The organism is Methylosinus trichosporium OB3b (genome assembly GCF_002752655.1).
Lineage (GTDB): Bacteria > Pseudomonadota > Alphaproteobacteria > Rhizobiales > Beijerinckiaceae > Methylosinus > Methylosinus trichosporium.
In genome coordinates this window covers 1,477,233-1,498,532 of the sequence record NZ_CP023737.1, presented here as the reverse complement: position 1 = coordinate 1,498,532, position 21,300 = coordinate 1,477,233, and the positions used below count along the sequence as shown (strand labels likewise).

16 protein-coding genes, 1 tRNA gene and 3 pseudogenes are annotated in these 21,300 nt (G+C 64.9%); 11 read left to right on the top strand and 9 right to left on the bottom strand.

Annotation, left to right across the window (positions count from 1 at the left end; genetic code table 11):
* Positions 1-158: 158 nt before the first annotated feature.
* Positions 159-872 carry an RNA polymerase sigma factor gene (locus CQW49_RS07140; RefSeq protein WP_155931301.1) on the top strand — a complete coding sequence of 238 codons (714 nt, stop codon included), beginning with the start codon at positions 159-161 and terminating at the stop codon, positions 870-872.
* A pseudogene (locus CQW49_RS26300) lies at positions 775-1,257 on the top strand (DUF4189 domain-containing protein); the annotation flags it as partial. The gene CQW49_RS07140 and the pseudogene CQW49_RS26300, both read left to right, overlap by 98 nt.
* A 213-nt stretch (positions 1,258-1,470) precedes the next feature.
* Here CQW49_RS26300 and CQW49_RS25490 read toward each other — a convergent pair.
* On the bottom strand, positions 1,471-2,088 hold the full coding sequence (locus CQW49_RS25490) for a M41 family metallopeptidase (protein ID WP_003614748.1): 618 nt from the start codon (positions 2,086-2,088) through the stop codon (positions 1,471-1,473).
* A 46-nt stretch (positions 2,089-2,134) separates the two neighbouring features.
* Positions 2,135-2,794 (bottom strand): hypothetical protein, encoded by a 660-nt coding sequence (locus CQW49_RS07130; RefSeq protein WP_003614750.1) that lies wholly within the window; start codon positions 2,792-2,794, stop codon positions 2,135-2,137.
* 93 nt (positions 2,795-2,887) lie between these two features.
* Here CQW49_RS07130 and CQW49_RS07125 point away from each other — a divergent pair, with 93 nt between their 5' ends.
* Both CQW49_RS07125 and CQW49_RS25485 read left to right on the top strand, forming a co-directional pair.
* Positions 2,888-4,426 (top strand): type I restriction-modification system subunit M, encoded by a 1,539-nt coding sequence (locus CQW49_RS07125; RefSeq protein ID WP_003614751.1) that lies wholly within the window; start codon positions 2,888-2,890, stop codon positions 4,424-4,426.
* A pseudogene (locus CQW49_RS25485) lies at positions 4,423-4,860 on the top strand (restriction endonuclease subunit S); the annotation flags it as partial. The gene CQW49_RS07125 and the pseudogene CQW49_RS25485, both read left to right, overlap by 4 nt.
* Positions 4,861-6,294: 1,434 nt before the next feature.
* On the opposite strand, the gene CQW49_RS25480 reads toward CQW49_RS25485, so the two are convergent.
* Both CQW49_RS25480 and CQW49_RS07110 read right to left on the bottom strand, forming a co-directional pair.
* Positions 6,295-7,698 carry an ImmA/IrrE family metallo-endopeptidase gene (locus CQW49_RS25480; RefSeq protein ID WP_003611957.1) on the bottom strand — a complete coding sequence of 468 codons (1,404 nt, stop codon included), beginning with the start codon at positions 7,696-7,698 and terminating at the stop codon, positions 6,295-6,297.
* Positions 7,695-8,114 carry a hypothetical protein gene (locus CQW49_RS07110; protein WP_003611960.1) on the bottom strand — a complete coding sequence of 140 codons (420 nt, stop codon included), beginning with the start codon at positions 8,112-8,114 and terminating at the stop codon, positions 7,695-7,697. Before CQW49_RS07110 ends, CQW49_RS25480 begins: the two co-directional genes overlap by 4 nt.
* A gap of 61 nt (positions 8,115-8,175) precedes the next feature.
* On the opposite strand from CQW49_RS07110, the gene CQW49_RS07105 reads away from it, so the two are divergent.
* The 4 genes and pseudogenes from CQW49_RS07105 to CQW49_RS25060 all read left to right on the top strand — a co-directional run bounded on the left by CQW49_RS07105 (position 8,176) and on the right by CQW49_RS25060 (position 13,784).
* Complete coding sequence (locus CQW49_RS07105; RefSeq protein WP_003611962.1) at positions 8,176-11,616, top strand: DEAD/DEAH box helicase family protein; 3,441 nt, start codon at positions 8,176-8,178, stop codon at positions 11,614-11,616.
* A 90-nt stretch (positions 11,617-11,706) separates the two neighbouring features.
* A pseudogene (locus CQW49_RS26295) lies at positions 11,707-11,979 on the top strand (peptidoglycan-binding domain-containing protein); the annotation flags it as partial.
* A 339-nt stretch (positions 11,980-12,318) separates the two neighbouring features.
* Positions 12,319-13,446 carry a TerB N-terminal domain-containing protein gene (locus CQW49_RS07100; protein WP_244441329.1) on the top strand — a complete coding sequence of 376 codons (1,128 nt, stop codon included), beginning with the start codon at positions 12,319-12,321 and terminating at the stop codon, positions 13,444-13,446.
* An 11-nt stretch (positions 13,447-13,457) separates the two neighbouring features.
* Positions 13,458-13,784: a hypothetical protein gene (locus tag CQW49_RS25060; protein ID WP_155931303.1), complete on the top strand. Its 327-nt coding sequence runs from the start codon at positions 13,458-13,460 to the stop codon at positions 13,782-13,784.
* Between the two features lie 11 nt (positions 13,785-13,795).
* On the opposite strand, the gene CQW49_RS07095 is transcribed toward CQW49_RS25060, so the two are convergent.
* Both CQW49_RS07095 and CQW49_RS07090 read right to left on the bottom strand, forming a co-directional pair.
* Positions 13,796-14,119, bottom strand: a complete 324-nt coding sequence (locus tag CQW49_RS07095; protein ID WP_024749912.1) for a hypothetical protein — start codon at positions 14,117-14,119, stop codon at positions 13,796-13,798.
* 396 nt (positions 14,120-14,515) lie between these two features.
* A tRNA-Gln gene (locus CQW49_RS07090) sits at positions 14,516-14,589 on the bottom strand.
* 313 nt (positions 14,590-14,902) lie between these two features.
* Here CQW49_RS07090 and CQW49_RS07085 point away from each other — a divergent pair.
* From CQW49_RS07085 to CQW49_RS07075, 3 genes are all read left to right on the top strand, one after another.
* The gene (locus CQW49_RS07085) at positions 14,903-15,082 is read left to right on the top strand and encodes a YdcH family protein (RefSeq protein WP_003611965.1); all 180 of its coding nucleotides are present in this window, start codon (positions 14,903-14,905) and stop codon (positions 15,080-15,082) included.
* A 156-nt stretch (positions 15,083-15,238) separates the two neighbouring features.
* On the top strand, positions 15,239-16,669 hold the full coding sequence (locus tag CQW49_RS07080) for a protein adenylyltransferase SelO (protein ID WP_003611966.1): 1,431 nt from the start codon (positions 15,239-15,241) through the stop codon (positions 16,667-16,669).
* A 98-nt stretch (positions 16,670-16,767) separates the two neighbouring features.
* Positions 16,768-16,986 carry a YdcH family protein gene (locus tag CQW49_RS07075; protein WP_003611967.1) on the top strand — a complete coding sequence of 73 codons (219 nt, stop codon included), beginning with the start codon at positions 16,768-16,770 and terminating at the stop codon, positions 16,984-16,986.
* On the opposite strand, the gene CQW49_RS07070 is transcribed toward CQW49_RS07075, so the two are convergent.
* Genes CQW49_RS07070 through CQW49_RS26045 form a run of 3 tightly spaced genes read right to left on the bottom strand, consistent with a single transcriptional unit; the run spans position 16,959 to position 21,246 of the window.
* Positions 16,959-18,290 (bottom strand): APC family permease, encoded by a 1,332-nt coding sequence (locus CQW49_RS07070; protein ID WP_003611968.1) that lies wholly within the window; start codon positions 18,288-18,290, stop codon positions 16,959-16,961. The two genes, CQW49_RS07075 and CQW49_RS07070, sit on opposite strands and share 28 nt — an antisense overlap.
* Positions 18,287-19,015 (bottom strand): class I SAM-dependent methyltransferase, encoded by a 729-nt coding sequence (locus CQW49_RS07065; RefSeq protein ID WP_003611971.1) that lies wholly within the window; start codon positions 19,013-19,015, stop codon positions 18,287-18,289. The genes CQW49_RS07070 and CQW49_RS07065 overlap by 4 nt, the downstream gene beginning before the upstream one ends.
* A gap of 59 nt (positions 19,016-19,074) precedes the next feature.
* Positions 19,075-21,246, bottom strand: coding sequence for an outer membrane protein (locus CQW49_RS26045; RefSeq protein ID WP_003611972.1), 2,172 nt, complete (start codon positions 21,244-21,246; stop codon positions 19,075-19,077).
* Positions 21,247-21,300 lie beyond the last annotated feature (54 nt).

The following is a 21,300-nucleotide window of genomic DNA, read 5'->3' as shown; positions in this document are numbered from 1 at the left end:
TTCGATGCGGGTGAAAAGCTCGGCGTCATGTGCCGAATCGCCGTGGCCAATCGGGAAAATGGTTCATTCATTGCGCCATTCTCGCATGTCGCCGTTTCCCGAAAAGGTTCGAGACGGCGCCGCGCGTCATTCGCCGAGACCGCAGGAACCCGCTCGAGTTGAGCCACATCGACGATGTCGCATCGGCCGAACAGCGAGTTCTCGAACGAGCACATGTCGATAAATATCCAAAGTCGAATCGCCTCTCGCGACGCGGGCAGACGACCGCGGCGCGGATGATAGACTATGATGACGCATGCAACATCGATAGTTTTCCTAAACGTGTCGTTGGCCGAGAGCGGCTTGTAATTCTCCGCGACCGCGGCTTCCGGAGGAGTTCCATGCAAACCCGTCGAGAGACGCTCGAAGATCTATATCGAGCGCATGCGCCGGACATACGCAGATACGCCTGTCGTCGGCTCGGATCACAGGAGTCCGAAGACTTGGTGCATGACGTCTATTTACGTATGCTCCAGGATGCGCACAATGTCAGCCTCGACTGTCCGCGCGCTTTCTTGTTTCGTGTGGCGTCGAATCATATGGCGGATCTGCGGCGAAAGAAGAAATTGCATTCGCGCGTCGTCGACGAAGCAGCCGAGGTCAACTCCTCGGGAATCGTTTTGGAAGCGACGATCGAAGGCCTGATGGCGTTTCAGAAGCTCAAGTCATCGCTCGCCGGTCTCTCGACGCTCTGCCGGGACATGCTTCTGCTCAAGAGCTTCGAGGAACTGTCCAATGAGGAGATTGCAATTCGGCTCGGCGTTTCGACCCGCACCGTCGAGCGCCGACTGGCGAGAGCGCGAAGCGAGCTTCGGCTTCGATGTGGACCTTGATGCGGCCCCGCACAATTCCGTCGGCGACGAATGTCGCCCTGTTTCGCGGAGAGCAGCGCAGATGTCGATTTCCTCCACGCCTCCGATCGCTCCGCTCATCATCGTGGCTGTGATCTCTCTTTCCTGCGCCGCGTCGAGCGCTGCGCTCGGCGCATCGGCCGTGGCGCTCGGACGAAGTGGAAGCGGAGCGTTGACGTCTGGGGCCGCACGTGGGTTCGCGACGCTTCCGGAGGCTCGAGCCGCGGCCGAGAACAATTGTAGCCGCGACGCAAGCCTATGTTCGATCCTCGAGACTTTTCGCGACAGCTGCATCGTCGTTGCGGCCCGTGACGACAACAGCGGCTATGTCGTCAAATTCGATCACGATCTCGCGGTCGCGCACAAAGCCGCGCTGGCCCATTGCTCGATTGGCGGGCGAGGATGTAAAATATTGGAGGCCTTCTGCGACGAAAGCCCCGACACGGTCTCCGTCGCTCGATCCGACGCGGATGTCCTCGAGTTGCTCTTGAACTGGCAAGCGTGCTTCACGAAAGCGAGCCAGCCAGACAATCTCGAGACCGCCGTCGCCGCGTGCGATCGCGCCGGAGCCTTCTCGAGACTACGGCCGAGGGAGCGCGAAAAGCTCGCGCGACAGCGGTCGAAACTCACGCAAGCCCGTGGACAGGCGCTCGAGAACAAGGGCGATCCGAGCGCTTCTAAGGCCGAGAGCAACGTTGAAAGCGTCGAAGGCAGAAGATGAATCGTGATCATCTGGCGGCGAGCATCTCGCTAACCGGCGTGGCGGGCGGACCGTAGGCGCGGCAAGCGCCATGAATTGCCCTTCCACAATCTGGAAAGCTACCTCCACTCCTATATCGACGGCTGCGGGCTCGCCGCCGAGCCGATGATAGAGGCGGGAGAGGTCCGCCTCCACGGCCGCTCGCAGCGCGCGGTCGAGGACGATGGATGCGACCGGAGCGCTCCGATGCAGCAGCGTGGCGCCGAGCCCGTGCGCGCCGTGTCCGTCGGCGAGCGCGCGTGTCGCCACCGCGAGATCGATGACGGCGCAGGTGGGCGCTGCGCCGAGAAGAACCTCCCCGGCGGCGCGCCCGGCGAGCAGGGTCGCGACGCCGGCGTCGAGGTCGGCCCGCGTCGGGAACATCGGCGGGCGCCCGGCGGCGCGGGTCTCGCCGCCAGAGTCGCCGCGGACGAGGATCGAGGACGAGGCGAGCCGCATCCCCGCCGCCAGATGTCGCCATCGTCGCGAAGATTGCGCAGCCCGCTCATCGCTCGCTCTCCCGCGCATCATCGGAGGAAAGGCTGTCGAACGGCTCGCGAGTCGCGGACGATTTCCGTGGAACGCCTTCGAAGCGTCGCCGCCGCGAATGCGCGTGGAGCCCGAAGGGCGTCGGCCGGATCGACGCCTCCGGGCGTTTCGAGCGAGCGGGCGTCTCCATGCTGCGAATGACCGGCGCGATCATGCGCGCCAATGCGGCGTCGAGCGTGGCCTTCATCGCCTGCGTCATTGCGTCGATCGAGGCTGTGATGCGGAGATCGAAGGTCGAGTCGATTTTCTCTCGGGTCAGCGTGATCTCTTTAGAAAAGCCCGCCGAGCCGAGATAATCGACGACGAAAGCATGCGCCGTCTCGATCTTCGAATAGCCCTGCTGGCGCAGATAGGAGGCGAGGTTGAGCGTCAGCGCCATGAGGTCGCGCTCGATGGTCCGGCGCTTCTTCGTCTCGGTGGCGCCGCCCCCTCGCTTGATGGCGAGCGCCCAGGCGATTTCGCGCTCTTCGTCGATCGCGAGCACGTCCACATCGACGAAGCTCGCGATTTTCCCCTCGACGAATCGGATCTGCCGTTTCGGCGTCAGGGCGTATTCATGCGATTCGGCGAGCTCGAGCGCGCCTTGGGTGACGGGGAGTCCGAGATTGCGGAACACTATGCAGCCGGTTAGATCGCCGCAGAAGCGCGCTCGCGCCGATTGCTCCGCGCGGAATGGCCCGCTACTCTGCCGCCGCTTTCGGGGGGAGAGATGCTGACAGGCGAATTGCGCGGCAAGATCGATGGCGTGTGGAATGATTTCTGGTCCGGCGGCCTCGCCAATCCGCTCCAGGTCATCGAGCAGATCACTTTTCTCATCTTCATCAAGCGTCTCGACGAGATGCAAGAGAACGAGGAGCGCAAGGCGACGACGCTCCGGCGCAAGCTCGAGCGGCGCATCTTCCCGGAGGGCGCCGACGCGCGCGGCGAGCCCTATGAGAATCTGCGCTGGTCCCGCTTCAAGCATTTCGCGGGACCGGAAATGTTCCGCATCGTCGACGAGCATGTGTTCCCCTTCATCCGCGCGCTCAATGGCGACGGCGGCGCCTATGCGCGGCACATGCGCGACGCGCGCTTTCAAATTCCGAGCGCGCAGCTGCTCGCCAAGGTGGTCGACAAGCTCTCTCAAATAGAGATGGGCGATCGCGACACCAAGGGCGACGTCTATGAATATATGCTGGTGAAGATCGCCTCCGCCGGACAGAACGGCCAGTTCCGCACGCCGCGCCATATCATCGCGCTGATGGTGGAGCTGATGCAGCCGAGGCCCGAGGATGCGATCTGCGATCCCGCCGCCGGCACCTGCGGTTTTCTCGTCGCGGCCGGCGAATATTTGCGCAAGCATCATTCTGGCCTCTTCCGCGACGCCAAGCTGCGCGCGCATTTTCATGAAAGGCTGTTCAACGGCTTCGATTTCGATCCGACGATGCTGCGCATCGGCGCGATGAACATGGCGCTGCACGGCGTCGAGAACGCCAATGTCGCCTATCGCGATTCGCTCGCCGAGGATCATTCCGAGGACGCCGGGCGCTATTCGCTGGTGCTCGCCAATCCGCCCTTCGCCGGCTCGCTCGATTATGAGACGACGGCGGCCGACTTGCGACAGATCGTCAAGACCAAGAAGACCGAGCTCTTGTTCCTGGCGCTGTTCCTGCGGCTCTTGAAGACCGGCGGGCGCGCGGCGGTGATCGTGCCGGACGGCGTATTGTTCGGCTCCTCCAAGGCGCATAAGGATTTGCGCCGCCTGCTCGTCGAGGAGAACAAGCTCGAGGCGGTGGTGAAGCTGCCGTCTGGCGTTTTCCGCCCCTATGCGGGCGTCTCGACGGCGATCCTCGTCTTCACCCGCACCGGCGTCGGCGGCACGGATCATGTGTGGTTCTATGATGTGCAGGCGGACGGCTGGTCGCTCGACGACAAGCGCCAGCCGCTGCTTCCCGCCGAGAAGCTCGGCCCGACGCCGGAGACGGCGCTCGAGGAGAGCGAGGAGGAGAAGAACAATCTTCCCGACGTGCTGATGCGCTTCGAGGAGCGCGACGGCGCCGAGCGCGAGCGCCCGCGCACGGCGCAGAGCTTTTGCGTGCCCAAGGCGGACATCGCGGCGGCGGGCTATGACCTCTCGCTCAATCGCTATCGCGAGGTGGAGCATGAGGAGGTCGAGCATGAGAGCCCGGCGGCGATAATCGCCGATCTGCGGCGGCTCGAGGCGGAGATTGCGGAGGGGATGACGCGGCTCGAGGAGATGGTGGGGTGATAACTCGGGAGCATCTAAAATCGGCCCACTCCACCAGTCTTTTAAGTGACGTCGTGGATTTTCTCGATTCGCAAAGGCGTCCGGTCAAAGAGACCGACCGGACTGCAGGGCCATATCCGTACTACGGAGCCAACGGCCTTCAAGGTTGGATCGACGGATTTATATTCGACGAGCCTCTTTTGCTTCTTGCCGAAGACGGGGGGCATTTCGACGATCCGGACCGTGGGGTCGCGTATCGAATTGAGGGCAAATCGTGGGTCAATAATCATGCTCACGTGCTTCGTCCCAAGCCGTTCATGGACATTAGATTTCTTTGCCGAGTGCTAGAAAACTACGACCTTCGTCCGTTCATAACCGGAAGCACCCGAGCGAAACTCACCAAGAAGGATGCCGAACGGATTGTGATCCCGGTGCCGCCCCTCGACGAGCAGCGGCGGATCGCGGCGATCCTCGATCAGGCCGACGACCTGCGGCGCAAGCGGCGGGAGGCCATCGCTAAACTCGCCAAGCTATCAACCGGTCTCTTTGTCGAACTTTTCGGAACACCCTGGATTTCCTCTGCCTCCTCGTCCATCAGCGATTTGGGAAGCATCTCCGTATTTGAAAACGGGGATCGCTCGAGCAATTACCCAAGCGGGGACGACATATTGTCGAGCGGGATTCCATTTCTGAGCACGAAAAACATCGTCGATGACAAACTCGATCTCGGGAGCCTTCTTTTTATTTCGTCGAGCAAATTCGCATCTTTGTCGCGGGGCAAGGCGCGCCCTCATGATCTCATCATCACGCTTCGAGGCACTTTAGGAAGTTGCTGCATATTTGACGGTCCTTTTTCTACGGCTTTCATCAATGCACAAATGATGATTATCAGGCCGAAGACAGATATTTCCCCGGTATTTCTTCATGCATACCTGACATTGCCGGCGATCAAGGAGCATTTACAGCAAATTGGCAACGGCGCTGCGGTTCCTCAATTGACCGCCAAACAGCTGGCCGGACTGCCTATTCTTCATCCCTCCCCCTCCAACGCGCCTTCGCCGCCCGCGTCGCCGAGATCGACAAGCTCAAAGCCCATCACCGCGCCCATCTCGCGCGGCTCGACGCTCTGTTCGCCTCGCTGCAACATCGCGCCTTCCGCGGCGACCTCTCCGCCCCTTCCTTCTCCCGCTTGCGGGAGAAGGTGGCCTCGCGAAGCGAGGTCGGATGAGGGTCCCGCAGAAAGAGGCGCGATTTCAACGCGCGACAGCTTCCGAGGACCCTCATCCGACCCGACTTCGTCGGGCCACCTTCTCCCACGAGTGGGAGAAGGAACGCGGCCCCATCATTGCGCCCATATTGCGACTCCTTCTCTTTCCGCGCGGCTTCGGCCTCGCGCCGCTTCGCGGCCGAGGGGTGAGTGGGGTCCGGGACGCGCGGCCGCCGTTCGGCCTCGAGCGCAAAATATGTTTCATTCGGCTTCCGCGCGTCCCGGACACGGCTGCGGTTCCGCCGACATCCCGGGATCTACACATCCTCGAACCTCGCGGCCGCGGATGTTTTGGAGGCTTCACCCCTGGCCGGAGTCGCGCTCGAAGGAATGCCTCCCCCCGCCCGATCGACTTTGTCCGGCCGTCCCTGGATCACGGATCGGCCCGAGAGCCGATCCGGCGGCTGGCCAGCCCTGCCGGGACCGGGGCAGGTCCCTACATTCGGCCGCCGTCCCCCGCCCGCGCCCCTTCCCCTTGGAGCACCCCATCATGGACGGGAGCGGCGGATGTATAGGACTATTTTCCTTCAATTGTCAAGAGGCGAAGCAGGCCGGGCGCACGGCCTCCGGACATGGGCGCGCCCCTGTCGCGAGGCCGCTCCACCGGCCTCGCCACGATCGCTCATCGGTGAGGCGCGATCTGGTCGAGAAGCGCCTCGAGGTTCTTCCCTTGTTGTCGCGCGGCATGATCGAGCTTCCATGCGGCGACGCTCCGCGTCACCTCGAAATCATTCGCCAGCGACTGCACGAGCTCGGTGAGCTCGACGAGGGACGCCGGACAATGCGCGAGCCGCCACGCTTCCGCTGCGGTCGCCGAGGGCAAGAGCAGCTCGCCGGCGAATGATTTCGCCCGCCGCTCGACGTCCGGCGGCATGCGGCTATTCAGAATGTCGACGGCGCCGAGAGCGTGGCCGCGATCGAGCAGCAGATGACAAAGCTCATGCGCCAACGTCACATTGGCCGCGCGGCCCACGCCGCGCCGGCTGCTCGAATTGAGAAGAACAGCCGGACCGAAACGGTCTCCCCATATCGCCAAGGCCTCGAGAGACGAAGGCTCGACGCCTCTCGGCTCGAGCGAGACGCCGAGCTTCGACAAGAGCGCGGGCATATCGACCGCCGATTGCGAGGGCAGGCCGAGATTTTCACGCACGAAACGAGCCGCCGCCTCGCCTTGCTCATGAGCGCGTCGACCGGCGAAGCTTTCGCAGACGTGGCGGGTCGTCCATTCGCCGAGGCGATCGAGGTCAGGCGCCGAAGACTTGCCGAATGTCCGGATGAGCGAGAGAATTTGACGGATTTGCTCGGCCGGCAAGGCGCTCGCCATTCTCGCCGCTATCCGCAGCTCGTCATTATCGTTCGCCGCATCCACGACGCCGACGGGCGCCGAAAGGATCCCGTCGTCGATCATTTTCGTCGCCGTGTCCGGGTCGAGACTGGTGACCCAGGCGAGCAGTGTGCTCGGCTCGCCGATATCACGTCGGCGCCAGCTGTCGATCAAATTCGACCACCGATCGGGCCGACAGGCCAGATGGTCCGCGATTTCATCGCCGAGACGCGAAGTTTCCGCCCATGCCTGCTCGAACGGCGAGGTGCGCGCGCCCGCGCGCGTATCGATGGTGAAGCGGTCGCCCGATCGGAGCAGCCACAGCGGCGGCAGATCGAAATAGCCCGCGAAGCAAGAGGAGAGATCATGCGCCTCCTCGAAGGCGCAAACGAGCGCGTCCTCATGCTCGGCGACCTCGGGCAGCTTCTCCCACCTCTCATCGGCTTTGGCCCGCAGCTCCATCGGACGGCGAGGACTGACGGCGATGGGATAGGTCTGACGCAACAGCAGGGGCTTCCAAAATTCGGCGAGATGCGAAAGCAGGTCGTCGATTTGAACCTCGAGAAAGACGCCCTCCGCGCCGGCCGCGGGCCAAACCGGCTCGTCGTCGACCAGAACAGCGAATTCGGCCGTCGTGAAAAGGCCTTCGCCGTCGTCCGGCGACGGCAAATTCAAAAGGAATTTCAGGCCCGCTCCACTCATTTCCGCTCACCGTGCCGCGTGATATGCTTTTTCACCCAGGCTCGAAACGCGTCAGCGCATCCATTTTGGTCGGCCAATCGCTCCAACTTTGTCAATATCGGGTTCGACAGCTTCCCCCTGTACGGATAGCCGTGATAGGTGGCGCCGCCGTCGCTGGTCTGGGCCTCGTAAATGGCGCCCGCGTGAACCGCGTAAAGCCTCTTGGGCGCGGTCAGCTCACGGTCTCCATTCGGGGCGGCGACGGCTTCGTTCAGCAGGCGATCGCGTTCGGCCTCCGCAAGATTGCAGGGACATTTGCCGATCCATTTCTTGGGATCGCCGTTGTCGAACTCGATGACCGGATAGGCGTCCTTTCCGACGTGCTTGAATCGTCGCTCGCCTTTGTCGTATTTCCGTTTTGTTCCCCCTTCGGTCATCTCGCAAGATAGGTCCATGTTGGACTAGACTGATACCCGACAATAGCGTCGAATGCCCCCCATGTCCCAATTCTCATTCCTCCAATCCGAATTTCCCGATGTCTTCGCCCACGCCTCCCGCGCCGAGGCGCTGGCCCGCAGCGATTCGCGCGGCGCCGCCTTCTATTGCCGGCTGGCGCTGGAGACCGCCGTCGAATGGCTCTATCGCCATGACGGGACGCTGCGCAGCCCCTATGAGTCGAGCCTCGCCGCGCTGATCGCCGCGCCGAGCTTCCAGACGCTCGCCGGCCGCACGCTCTGCGTGAAGGCGCGCTTCGTGAAGGATGTCGGCAACGCCGCCGCCCATGGCAAGCCGGTCTCGGCGGCGCAGGCGACGAGCGCGCTGCGCGAGTTCTTCGACATCGCCTATTGGCTGGCGCGGACTTACGCCAGAGGCGGAAAGCCGGCGCCCGATGTCGCTTTCAGCATGGAGGCGCTGCCGCGGCTCGCGCAGATCGAGCGGACGACGCTCGCGCAATTGCAGGAGGTCGAGCGTCGCTTCCGGGCGACGGTGGAGGAGCGCAAAGCCGTGGAGGCCGCGCTCGCCGCGAGCGAGGAGCGCCGCGCGGCGGTGGAGGCGGAGATCGCCGCGCTGCGCGCCGAGATCGCGCAAGTGAAGGCGGCGAATGAGGCGCTTCCGGATGCGCATGACTATCGCGAGAGCGAGACACGCGATCTCTTCATCGACACGCTGCTGCGCGAAGCCGGCTTCGATCCCAAGGCGCCGGATGTCGCCGAGGTGGAAGTGCGCGGCATGCCCAATGCGAGCGGAATCGGCTTCGTCGATTATGTGCTGCCCGGCGCCGACGGACGCCCGCTCGCGCTGATCGAGGCCAAGCGCACGCGCAAGGACCCGCGCGACGGCCAGCAGCAGGCCAAGCTCTACGCCGATCGCCTCGAGGCGCAATATGGCCGGCGGCCGGTGATCTTTTACACCAATGGCTATGAGCATTGGATCTGGGACGATGCGCGTCATCCGCCGCGCCCGATCCAGGGTTTTTTGAAGCGCGACGAGCTGGAGCTGATGCTGCAGCGACGCGAGACGCGCAAGATTCTCGCGCCGGAGAATATCGACAAGCAAATCGTCGATCGCGCCTATCAGCAGCGCGCCATCCGCCGCGTGACGGAGGCCTTCGAGCGCGACCATGCGCGCAAGGCGCTGCTGGTGATCGCCACCGGCGCCGGCAAGACGCGCATCGTGATCGCGCTCTGCGATCTGTTGATGCGCGCCAATTGGGTGAAGCGCGTGCTGTTCCTCGCCGACCGCACGGCGCTGGTGCGGCAGGCGGCGAACGCCTTCAAGGAACATCTGCCGGGCGCGGCGACGGTCAATCTGCTCGACGACAAGACGCAGGAGGGCCGCGTCTATGTCTCGACCTATCCGACCATGATGCGGCTGATCGACGATGCGGGCGCCGAGGGGCGGCGCTTCGGCGTCGGCCATTTCGATCTCATCGTCATCGACGAGGCGCATCGCTCCGTCTATCGCAAATACAAAGCGATCTTCGATTATTTCGACAGCCTGCTGGTGGGGCTGACGGCGACGCCGAAGGGCGAGGTCGACCGCGACACCTATCGTTTGTTCGATCTCCAGACCGGCGTGCCGACCGACGCCTATGGTCTGGACGAGGCGGTGCGCGACGGTTTTCTGGCGCCGCCGCGCGCAGTCTCGCTGACCACCGATTTTCTCGACAGCGGCATTCGTTATGACGCGCTCTCCGAGGACGACAAGGAGAAATGGGACGCGCTCGAATGGGAGGAGGACGGCGCCGTTCCCGGCGTCGTCGAGGCGCCGGCGATCAACAAATGGCTGTTCAACGCCGACACTGTCGACCGCGTGCTCGAGCATCTGATGGAGAAGGGGCTGAAGGTCGCGGACGGCGACCGGCTCGGCAAGACGATCATTTTCGCGAAAAATCGCGACCACGCCAATTTCATCGCCGAGCGCTTCGACGCGCATTATCCCAATCTCGCCGGCCAATTCGCGCGGGTGATCGATCATTCGATCTCCTATGCGCAGACGCTGATCGACGATTTCTCGCAAGCGGAGAAGGCGCCGCATATCGCCGTGTCGATCGACATGCTCGACACGGGCATAGATGTGAAGGAGATCGTCAACCTCGTCTTCTTCAAGCCGGTGCGCTCCAAGACCAAATTCTGGCAGATGATCGGCCGCGGCACGCGCCTGTGCGAAAATCTCTTCGGCGAGACGCAGGACAAGGAGTTCTTCTACATCTTCGATTGGTGCCGCAATTTCGAGTTCTTCGACGCGCATCCCGATATCGCCGAGGGCAGGGCGGGGGAGTCGCTCGGCAAGCGCCTTTTCATCGCGCGCGTAGAACTGATCGGCGAGCTGGACGGCGCCGCGCCCGAGCCGGCCGGCGATTATGCGCAATTGCCCGCAGCGGTGCTGCACGCCGGCGAGGGCGGATCGGAGGCCGATCGCATCGCGGAGGTCCGCGCGGCGCTGGTTGGCGATCTGCGGGCGGAGATCGCCGGCATGAGCCTCGATAATTTCCTGGTCCGCCCGCATCGGCGCGCGATCGAGAAATTTTCGTCGGACGCCGCCTGGCGGCGGCTCGACGCCGACGCGCGCAATGAATTGATCGAGCATGTCGCCGGCCTCCCCTCCGCCGTCGGCGACGATGATCTCGCCGCCAAGCAGTTCGATCTGCTGCTGTTCCGGACCGAGTTGGCGCTGTTGCGCGTGGAGCCCGCCTTCGTTCGCCTCTCGGGGCGCATTCGCGCGCTCGCCTCGCTGCTCGAAGGACTCGCCAATGTGCCGAGGGTGGCGGCGGAGATCGCGCTGATCGAGGAGGTTCAGACCAACGCCTTCTGGCAGGATGTGACGCTGCCCATGCTGGAGAGCCTGCGCCGGCGATTGCGCGCGCTCGTCAAGCTGATCGAGCGCGAGAAGCGGCCGATCGTCTATTCCGATTTCGAGGATCGCAGCGGCGGCGGCGCCGAGGTGGAACTGCGCGGCCTGCCAGTGGGCACGGATATGGACGCCTTTCGTCGGAAGGCGCGCGTCTTCCTGCGCCCGCACGAGAACCATATCGCCGTCCTCAAGCTCAAGCGCGCGGAGCCGCTGACTGCGACCGATCTTTCCGAGCTCGAGCGCATCTTCAAAGAGTCGGGAGCCGACGACGCCTCCCTCGGCCTCATCCAATCGGAAGGCGGTCTCGCGCGCTTCGTTCGCTCGCTCGTCGGCCTGGACCGCGAGGCGGCGAAGAAACTGTTCTCGGACTTCGAGGACGGGCGGACGCTCACGGCCGATCAGCACGAGTTCCTGAACCTCGTCATCGACCATTTGACCGAGCGCGGCGCGATGGATCCCGCCCTGCTCTATGAGACGCCTTTCACGGATTTCGACAGCAATGGCGTCGAAGGCGTCTTCGAGACCGCCGACGTTCTGCGCCTCGTCGATATCCTCCAGCGCATGGACGAGCGCAACGCGGCGTGAAGGGAGCTTCATTGTCGGGAGTGACTGCCGCCGATTTTTCGGGTTAGATGGCTCGCTCATTTTTTCCCGTTGGATATCGCCGCGGTCGCCATGTCGTCTCATCGCATTGATTCTACGCGATACATGACCTTCGGGCCGACGCATGGTGAGCGGGCTTTCGATGAGGACGACGGCGCAGCGGGCGCACATCCAAGGTTTGCTCCCCTTCTTTTCTTTCTGTTCCTTTCGGCCTCGCCGGCAGCGGCGCAAGCCGCCGGCCCCGACTATCTCGAGGCTCAGCGGGCGCTGAAGGATCGCGGTTTCGATATCGGCGTCGTAGACGGGCGATGGGGACAGCGCTCGATCAAGGCGCTGCGAGAATTTCAGAAGTGGGAAGGCTTGCCTCCGAACGGCACGCTCGACCTCGCAACCGTCAGGCGCTTGCACGACCTCGCGTCCCCGGCGCCTGCGAAAGCCGAGATCGCGGCGCCGCCTCCGATCCCGCCGAGACGCATCGAGGAGCCGACGCCCATCGAAGGGCCCCGTCCGTCCGTTGTCGAAGCGCCGCTGCCGCAGACCCCGGCGCAACCCGCTTTCGCTCCGACGCCGGTCATTGATCCGTCCACGGTCCTCGGACGGCCGGCGCGGCCACGAGCGGCAGAGCCGGCGCCTTCGCCCCCCGCGGCGTCGCAGCGCGCCGAGACGCCGCGGCCGCTTTGGAGCGTGCTCGCGCCTATCGCTTTCCTGGCGGCTGGGTGCATCTGGGTCGTCGGTCGGCGATGGCGTCCCAAGTCAGCGCGAGGACTGGACGAGAAGGCTCCTCTTGATCGGGGAACGGAACGCCTCACGGCCGATATCTCTATCGCGTCAACCCCGAACGAGACGGCGCCCGATCCGACGATCGGAGGGCGGGTCAAAGCCTACGAAGCCACATTGGCGGCCGTGCTGGAAGCAACGCTCGTCCATTCGATCTCGTCGCCGGCCCCGGAACCAGCCGGCGAAAAGATATCGGTCGAACCACTGGAAGCGCTTCGTGCGCCGGGAGCAGCCCCCGATCCGGCCGCGGCATGCGAGCGAGAACCCACGCAAATCGACGCGAGCGATCCTGATGGACTGCGCCGCACGGACGAATTAGCGCCGAATTTCGGCGCAACGCCTCGTCCTTCGGGGAGATTGGAGAACGCCGCCGGTCGAGAAGAGTCCCGCAATCTCTCTCTCGCCGCGCTCTCTGAATTCGCTGAACCGCGGTTGCCGGAGCGCGCCGCGATCGAGCCTTCGGACCAGACGCAGAACTCCACAGAGGCCGCACAGGCGCGCGAGCTTCCGGAATCACGACTGTCGACGGAATGGATCTCCGCCGGACAGCCCGTCATCGTGGGCGGTCGGAAAATCGGCGGCGGCATGATCTATTTCGGCCGCTCTCTGCCCCGTCGAGCCGGTCGCGGCAATGAAAACTGTCTCGTCGATCCCGACCTCGAGGTGGCGGACCATTCTGGTGGTTCCGGCGGTCGTCCGGGAGATTGGCCGGACTATGCGCGTCTCACCCCGTCCTCACGGGCTGTCTATCTCGACTGGCTCGCCGGGCCTCGCAACCAGCCCGACTTCGAGATCGGCTATGTCTTGCTCTACTTCTATGGGCTCGAGCGACGACCGATGCTCGATGATCCCATAGTCCAGTGGGCGGGGTGCATGGCGAGATTGTCGCGGCGATGCGCCGCATCCTTCTCGGAACGGATGTCCCCGCCTATCTCGATGACGGCGCGGATCGCCTGCTTCGGGACGCGCGCGCGGCGGCGCTGGAGCTCGAGCTCGGATGTCGCTCGATCATCGCCGTCGGCGCGGGCAGCCTGATCCTTCCATGGGTGGGCGCGAAGCAGCTGGTTTCGCTCACTCTGGCGCTGAAAGCCAAGGAGGTGGACGCATCGCCCCTGCCGCACGCCATCGAGCTGCCGAGAACCCCTCCGGAGGAGGCCGTCCAGCTTCTCGAAAGCTTCGCCGCCGAGCCGGCGCCCTCCGCCGACGCGATCACAGCGCGCGTCTCCCGACCCTGTCGCGCGAAATTCGATGAATTCCTGCCGCCGGATTTGCTGCGGCTCGTGACGGCGGTCGAACATCTCGACATTGGCTCGATCCCGGAAACCGCGGGCGCGGTGATCGGAAAATCCGCGCCGCTTCGACGCGGGGAGTGAAGAGCGTTCTCTCAGGGCCGCTCGAAGAGAACGCCGTAGACGGGCCTGGCCTCCTCGAGGTCCGTCGTCCGGCCAGTCTGGAGGGTAAGAACGGTGGGAGGAAAGCCGCCGCTGATCTCCAGGCTTTCCAGCACCACGGTGCTTGCCTCTCCTCTCCGCAGGCGCTTGAAGTAGCGGTTCCCATGTCTGTCGCCGGCGATGATCGGCCGGCCCTCAAACCATGTGAGCGCATCGTCCGGGGAGACTGGATCGCCGATCATCAGCATCTGGCCGTCCAGGGCGACGGGCTCTGCGCTCTGACCAGCAGCTTCGACGAGCCCCTTCACCGTGGACATATGCCCACGGTTGGCGCGGACGAGGCGTAACCTCGCCGGCGCGAGGAAGGCCGGAGGTTCAGTCGTGGGGATATCCCCACGACTCGCACGGACGGGGAAAGTTCAACTGTCACCTTATGGGGACGATTGCCGATGACGGCAAGACCCGTGAGATGGTCGCCATCCCGACCCGCAAGCTCGCCTGGGGTTTGCGCCACGATGGCGCAAACCTTTGAATAGGATCCTCCAAATTTGGATCGTCCGGGCCAGTCGTCACGATATCGTTACCTGAGCGCGGATGTACCGCCGGGGCGTTTTTCTTTTCTGGGGGAGGAGCTGGACGGTCGCCGCTTGGTGACCTGAGAGCGACACGCTGGCGCGAGCCTGTGACACGAAACTGTAAGTTATTGATTTTGTTGGCTGGGGGACCTGGATTCGAACCAAGATTGACGGAGTCAGAGTCCGCAGTTCTACCGTTGAACTATCCCCCACCGCCCCGCTGACGCGAGAATCGCGGCGTGGGAGACGATGTAATGAGCCCTTTGGATCGTGTCAACTCGAGTTCCGCCATTGCTTGCGGCCGGGGGGCGAGCCGAAGCGAGGCGCGGGACGGGGTTGGATCGAGGGATTGGCGGCGCCCGCCCCGGGGGAGGCGCGAAATTATCGACAAATCGTTTAGATTCGGACGCTTCCCCGCGCTTTTTTCGCTCCCTGCGCGACATCGTTCCCTCTTGCGGGACGCCGGCTTTGTGTCACACTTCCTTCGTCCTTCTGTCGTGAAGACGAAACCAAGGGAGGCGCCATATGTCGCTACAGGGTCATCTCGTCGAGCTGGAACGCCGTCACGAGGCGCTCAAGAAAGAAATCGAGCAGGAGCAGCATCACCCCCGGCGCAATGAGGTCAAGATCCACGAGCTCAAGCGCAAGAAGCTTCAGCTCAAGGACGAGATCGCCAAGCTGCGATGCGGGCCGACATTGCATTGACGAAGCCAGGATTCGACTGAGAAAAGCGCCCGAGGCGGAGAGCGATCTCCGCCTTTTTCTGTTCATGAGCCGAAATCATGGGCCGAAAGCGTCGCGTCAGGCGCCGCGCTTGCTTCACCCCCCTCGACGATTCCCCGAGCCGAAGAGGCGCTCCTCATGCCGCTTTCCCCGCGCTATCGCGCCGCGCCTCTGCATTCGACGCTGGGCGACGAATTCTTCGACCGCGTGCAGCCAGCCGACTTTCCAAAACATATTCTGCGCCATCGCAATCAGCGCGCCGCCGCCACGGTCGGCCTCGACACGCTGACCGACGAGGAGTGGATCGCTTTCTTCGGCCGCTTCGAGCCGCTGCCGGAGAATTTCCCCGAGCCGCTGGCGCTGCGCTATCATGGCCATCAATTCCGTACCTATAATCCCGATATCGGCGACGGCCGCGGCTTTCTGTTCGCGCAATTGCGCGACGCCGAGGACGGCCGCCTCCTCGATCTCGCCACCAAGGGCAGCGGCCGCACGCCCTGGTCGCGCCAGGGCGACGGCAGGCTGACGCTCAAGGGCGGGCTGCGCGAGATTCTCGCCACCGAGATGCTGGAGGCGCTCGGCGTCGAGACGTCCAAGAGCTTCAGCCTGATCGAGACCGGCGAATCACTCTATCGCGGCGACGAGCCCTCGCCGACGCGCTCGGCCGTGCTGGTGCGGCTCTCGCATTCTCATATCCGCATCGGCACGTTCCAGCGCCTCGCCTTTCTCGACGATCAGGCGGCCATAGCGAAGCTCGTCGATTATTGCGTCGCTCAATATTTTCCCGAGCTCGCCGACGCGCCCGCCGAGAGCCGCGCGGCGGATTTTCTCGCGCGCGTCACCGCGCGCGTGGCGCGGCTCGGCGCGCGCTATATGGCCGCGGGCTTTGTCCATGGCGTGCTCAACTCCGACAATATCAACGTCACCGGCGAGAGCTTCGATTACGGCCCCTGGCGCTTCGCGCCGCGCTACGATCCGCAATTCACCGCCGCTTATTTCGACGACAGCGGGCTCTACGCCTTCGGCCGCCAGCCGGGCGCGCTCGGCTGGAATCTGACGCGGCTCGCGGAAACCGTGCTGCCGCTCGTCGGGCTGCAACGGTCGCAGGCGATTCTCGGCGAATTTCAGCCGATCATCCAGCGCGAGTTCCAGCTCGCTCTCCTCGACCGCTTCGGCCTCGCGCCGGCGGCCGAGGCCGAGGCGGAGGCGGCGCTGGCCAAGGGTCTGCTCGAATTTCTCGGCAAGACGCAGGCGGGTTTCGAGCAGACCTTCTTCGACTGGCGCGGCGGCCTCGCGAGCCGCGAGCGCGCCGCCCGCAGCCCGCAGGCCGCGCTCTATGACGCGCCCGAATTCGGCCCGCTGCGCGAGGCGCTGGCCGCCCATGAGACGGCGCCGGCCGCCAATCTCGACCATGCCTATTTCCGCCGCGACACGCCTTGCACCATGCTGATCGAGGAGGTGGAGGCGATCTGGACGCCGATCGCGGCCGCCGATGATTGGAGCGCGCTCGACGCCAAGCTCGTCGACATCGCTGCGATGCGCGAGGCCTATGGCCAGGGCGCAGCGTGATACGTCTTGAACAAGACACCCGGCGCGAGCGATAATCAGTAGCGGCGACTCGGGGCTCATGCCGAGCGTCGATGCGGTGGTCCGGTCGGTGGTGGCGAATGGTCGACAAGCTCAGCGAGGCCGAGCAAGCGGCGCTCCAGATGGAATTGGAGCGGGTGCGGCTGGAGCACCGTGATCTCGAGGCGGCGATCGACGCGCTGCTCGCCGTCGGAGCCGTCGATCAATTGCAGATCCAGCGGCTCAAAAAGCGCAAATTACTGCTGCGCGACCGCCTCGCCTTTCTCGAGGATCAGCTGACGCCCGACATCATCGCCTGACGACGGCCGCCGATCGCATAAGCGAGAAGGCCGGCGCCGATCAGCGCCGCCGCCGCGATGAGGGAGGCCGGCCGCATCGCCACTGTCGCGATCAATAGGCCGGTCGTCGCCGTCAGAAACAGCAGCGCCGCGGCGAGCTGCGGCGCCTTGCGCAGCGCCGAGCCTTCGCGAAGCCGCCGGATCAGCCAGCCGAGCACGACGGCGCCGGCCGAGAGGCTGAGCGTGACGCCGGCGAACTCCAGCAGCGTGCGCAGTCCCGCGCTCCAGACGACGACGAGGCTCATCGCCGCTTGCGCCAGCACGGCGATGCGCGGATGATCGCCATGGAGCCGGCCGAGCGGCGCCGGCAGCACGCCGTCCTGCGCCATCCGCGCATAGACGCGCGGGCCGCTGAGCAACATGGACGAGGCGGAGGTGACGAGCGCCAGCGCGATCAGCGCGCTCAGCGCCTGCTCCGCTTGCGGCCCGCCGATCGCGAGCGCCGCGATCGCGCCCGATTCGGCGACGCCTCTGATCTCCTGCGGCGGCGCGGCGTAGAGGATGACGGCGCTGACGCAAAGATAGAGGGCGATGACGAGCAGCGTTCCCGCATGCAGCGCACGCTCGACCGTGAGGCCGCCGCCCTCGACTTCGCCGGTGACATAGACCGCCGCGTTCCAGCCGGAATAAGCGTAGGAGATCCACACCAGCGATCCGGCGAGAGCGAGCAGAGAGAAGGTCTCGAGCGCCGGCGCCGGCGCCGCTCCGATCGACGCGACCGCGCTCGGCGCGCCGAAAGCGACGAACAGGGCGATCGCGCCGATTTTGACGGCGACGGCGAAGTTCTGCAACGCCACGCCGGGCGTCGGCGCGAGCGCGTGCAGCAGGCCGAGCGCGACGACAATCACGGTCGCGACGAGCGGCCCCGAGGTTTCAGGGCCGCCGGCGCGGGCGAGATAGAGCTGCGCGCCGAGCGCCGATGCGGCGATCGGCGTGGTGAAGCCGGCGACGAGCGAGATCCATCCCGCCGCGGCGCCGGCGGCCGGATGGATCAGATGGCGCAGGAAGACATATTCGCCGCCCGACTCCGGATAGCGCTCGGCGAGATCGGAATAGACGGCGACGCCGGCGAGCGCATAGACGCCGCCGAGCAGCCAGGAGAGCATCACGAAAGACGGCTCGCCGAGGTCGGCGAGCGCGAAGCCGGAGGTGGTGAACACCCCCGTGCCGATCGTGTTGGCGACGACGAGCGCCGCCGCGCCGAAGAAGCCGAGCAGCTTGCGCTCGCGCCGCGGCGTCGCGGCGAGCTTGCGCGCCTCGCTCATTGCTTTTCGAACACGAGGAAATATTGGCGCGGCAGAAAATCGTAGCTCTTCACGAAGGAATAGCCGGCCGCTTCCAGCTCCTTCTTCACCTCTTCGGGCGGAATGCGATGCTCGACCGGCGGGCCGTCGGGCGAATCGGCTTTGAAGTCGATGATGACGAGCCGTCCCTTCGGCGTGAGCCGCTCCTTCAATGCGGCGAAGTAGCGCTCGCGATAGCCGATGTGATGAAACGTGTCGACGACGAGCGCGAGATCGACCGGCTCTGGGAGATTGGCGCTCTCCGCGGTGGATTGGACCGGCGTGAGATTGGCGAGCCGCTCTCGCTGGGCGCGCTCGCCGAGATAGGTCACCATGTCGGGCTCGACATCGACGGCATAGACTTTTCCGTGCGGAATGCGCTTGGCGATCTTGGCGGCGAAATAGCCGGTGCCGGCGCCGATGTCGGCGACGCGCTCGTTGCGCGAGAGGCGCAGCGCGGCGATCACCTTCTTGGGCTTCTGCCAGGCGTCGCGCGCCGGGTCGTCGAATTTCTTCACCCATTTGGCGGCGTCGTCGAAGCGCTTGTGAAAGGCTCCGTCCGGCGACGGCGCGCCGTGGCCGCCGCCATGCTCGCCGCTCTGGCCCTCGTGCTGCATCGGTTCCGGCGCCTGCGCGCGCAGCGCCGGCGCGCCGAGAAGAGCGAGCGTGAGAACCACCGCCGCCGCTTCGATGACATGCTTCGACATTCTCATTTCTCCCCTGCAGATCATGCGCGGCGTCGCTGCTGGCTCCGCCGCGCCTTGCGTCAGAAGCCGAAGTTCACGGCCGTGTTCACCTCCCATTGCTGGCCGAGCTGCGGTCCGTTGAGGCGCTGATAGACCGGCGCGCCCGCCTCGGCGGCGATGCGGATCGGCTTGAAGCCCTCGAGCTTCAACAAATATTCGAAGCCGCCGAGCAGCTTGACGCGCTCGCCGCCCTGATATTCGGGAACCGTGCCCTGCATCGCGCCCCACAGAAGATTGTCGTGCCCATAGATGCGATCCCATATCGTCGCCGCGACGCGGCCCGTCGCGGCGAGTCCGGGCATCAGATCGAAGGCGCCCCAGGCGGAGAGCTCGTTCGACGGCCCGCGCAGATAGCCGGCGTTGTTCACGCCGAGAGCGACGCGTCCACGATAAATGGCGCCCCAGGACCAGGGGGCGAGCTTGCCGGTATAGGTGAAGCCGAACAGAGCGTCATAGGTGCCGGTTCCGAGCTGCAGCCCGTAGAAGCCGCGCTTGGTCTGATATTGCCCGGACGGGTGCATGTGATCGATCTCCTCGGCGATGCTTCCGGTCGGCACGCTGAGCCCGAGATTCACATGCAGATGGTGCACCTCGTCCTGATGCAGTCGGAACAGTCCCTGGACCATCGTGTCGCCCCAACCCTGCGTGCCGGAATAGGTCGGCCCGAGCACAGTCGATCCGCTCGCCCCCTTGAACACGGTCATCTCCATGGCGCGATCCGACAGCGAGCCCATCACCATCACATTGAACCAGTCGGTCACGCCGAACATCATGTGGAACATATGCATCTGCATCTTCATATTGTCGGGCGCGACGCGCAGCGTGCGCGTCGGATTGGCGCCGAAATAGTTGGGAAGCGCCGATATGCTGTTCGGAACCCAGGGAATCCGCGTCACCTGCGCCGGCGCGATCTGCGTGTCGTCGATGTAGTTGCCGCGCATCACCGAATAGCTCGGCGTGTAGGCGAGGCGCACATGTCCGGGGCCGACCATATGCGCGCCATAGACGCCGGCCGGCACCACCGTATGCATTCCGCCGCCGCCATGCCCCCCGGCAGAGCCGCCGGCTCCATGGCCGTCGACGGGCGTATCGGCGTCCTTGGCCTCGTCCTTCATTGCCGCGCCATGTCCGCCGGCTCCACCTTGTCCGCCGGCGCCGTGACCACCGCCTTTCCCTCCGCCGTCACGCATGCCGCCGCCGGGCTCTTCCATCTGCGCGCCTTCGGCTTTCGCGCCGGCGCCATGGCCGCCGGCGTCCGCCTCCGCACCGCCGGCGCCCGCTGTCTCGCCGCCGAAATGATAATCGAGACCGACGCGCACGATGCTGCCGCTCATGCGCGGAGAGCCGGCGCTCGTGGTCGTCCAATCGGCGGGGGCTCCGGCGTTGCCGCCGAAGGCGCTGGCGGCGGCGATCGGATAAGCGGAGGAGGTCGTGCGCGTGGCGCCGCTGTCGAGAGAATAATAGAGATATTCGCCCTTGAGGCTCCAGCTCGGCGCGAACATCCATTCGACGCCGGCGCCGGCGGTCCAGCCGGAGCGCGTCGTCAAATTGTCGAGCGCCGCGCTCGCATTCTGCGCCGGCGCGCCGGCGGCGTTCGCATAGAGCGAGTTGAGTCCGAATTTGTAGCTGACGCCGCCGAAGGCGAGGCCGCCCGTTCCATAGACCAGCACGGTCGGGTCGACGAGAAGGCCGAGACGCGCGCGCACCGTGCCGAGAAACTGCAGCGCGCCGCCGCCGTCCACGGTGTTGATCAGGCTGTCGCCTCTGGTGAGGATATTGCGCGAGACGCTGGAGACGCCGCGCATCTCGCGGCCCTGGGCGACGCCCTGGAGGTCGGCCTCGAAGCCGGCGATGATCCCGCCGAGGTGATCGAAACGGAAATTATAGCCGATCTGCACGCCGCCGAGGAATGCGCCGCCGTCATTGCCGTCGATGGAGCCGTTCAACGGCGACCAGAAGCGCGCCCGCGCCGGCCATTGGACCGGATCGGTGAGATAGCGTCCGGTCGGCGTCGGCCCGGTCGCATAGACGATCGGTCCGCTGCTCGCCGAGGCGCCGCCGACATTGAAGCCGCCATAGAGGCCGGTCCACAAGGGCGGCGGCGGACGCGGCGCGGCGTCGAGATCGGCGGCGAAGGCGCCGCCGGCGGCGAGCGTCAGCGCGCTCGCCGAGGCTGTGAGAAGCAATTTCATGTCGGGGAATCCTAAAAGGATGAAATTCGTCAGGTAGAAAGAGGAGAGAAGCCC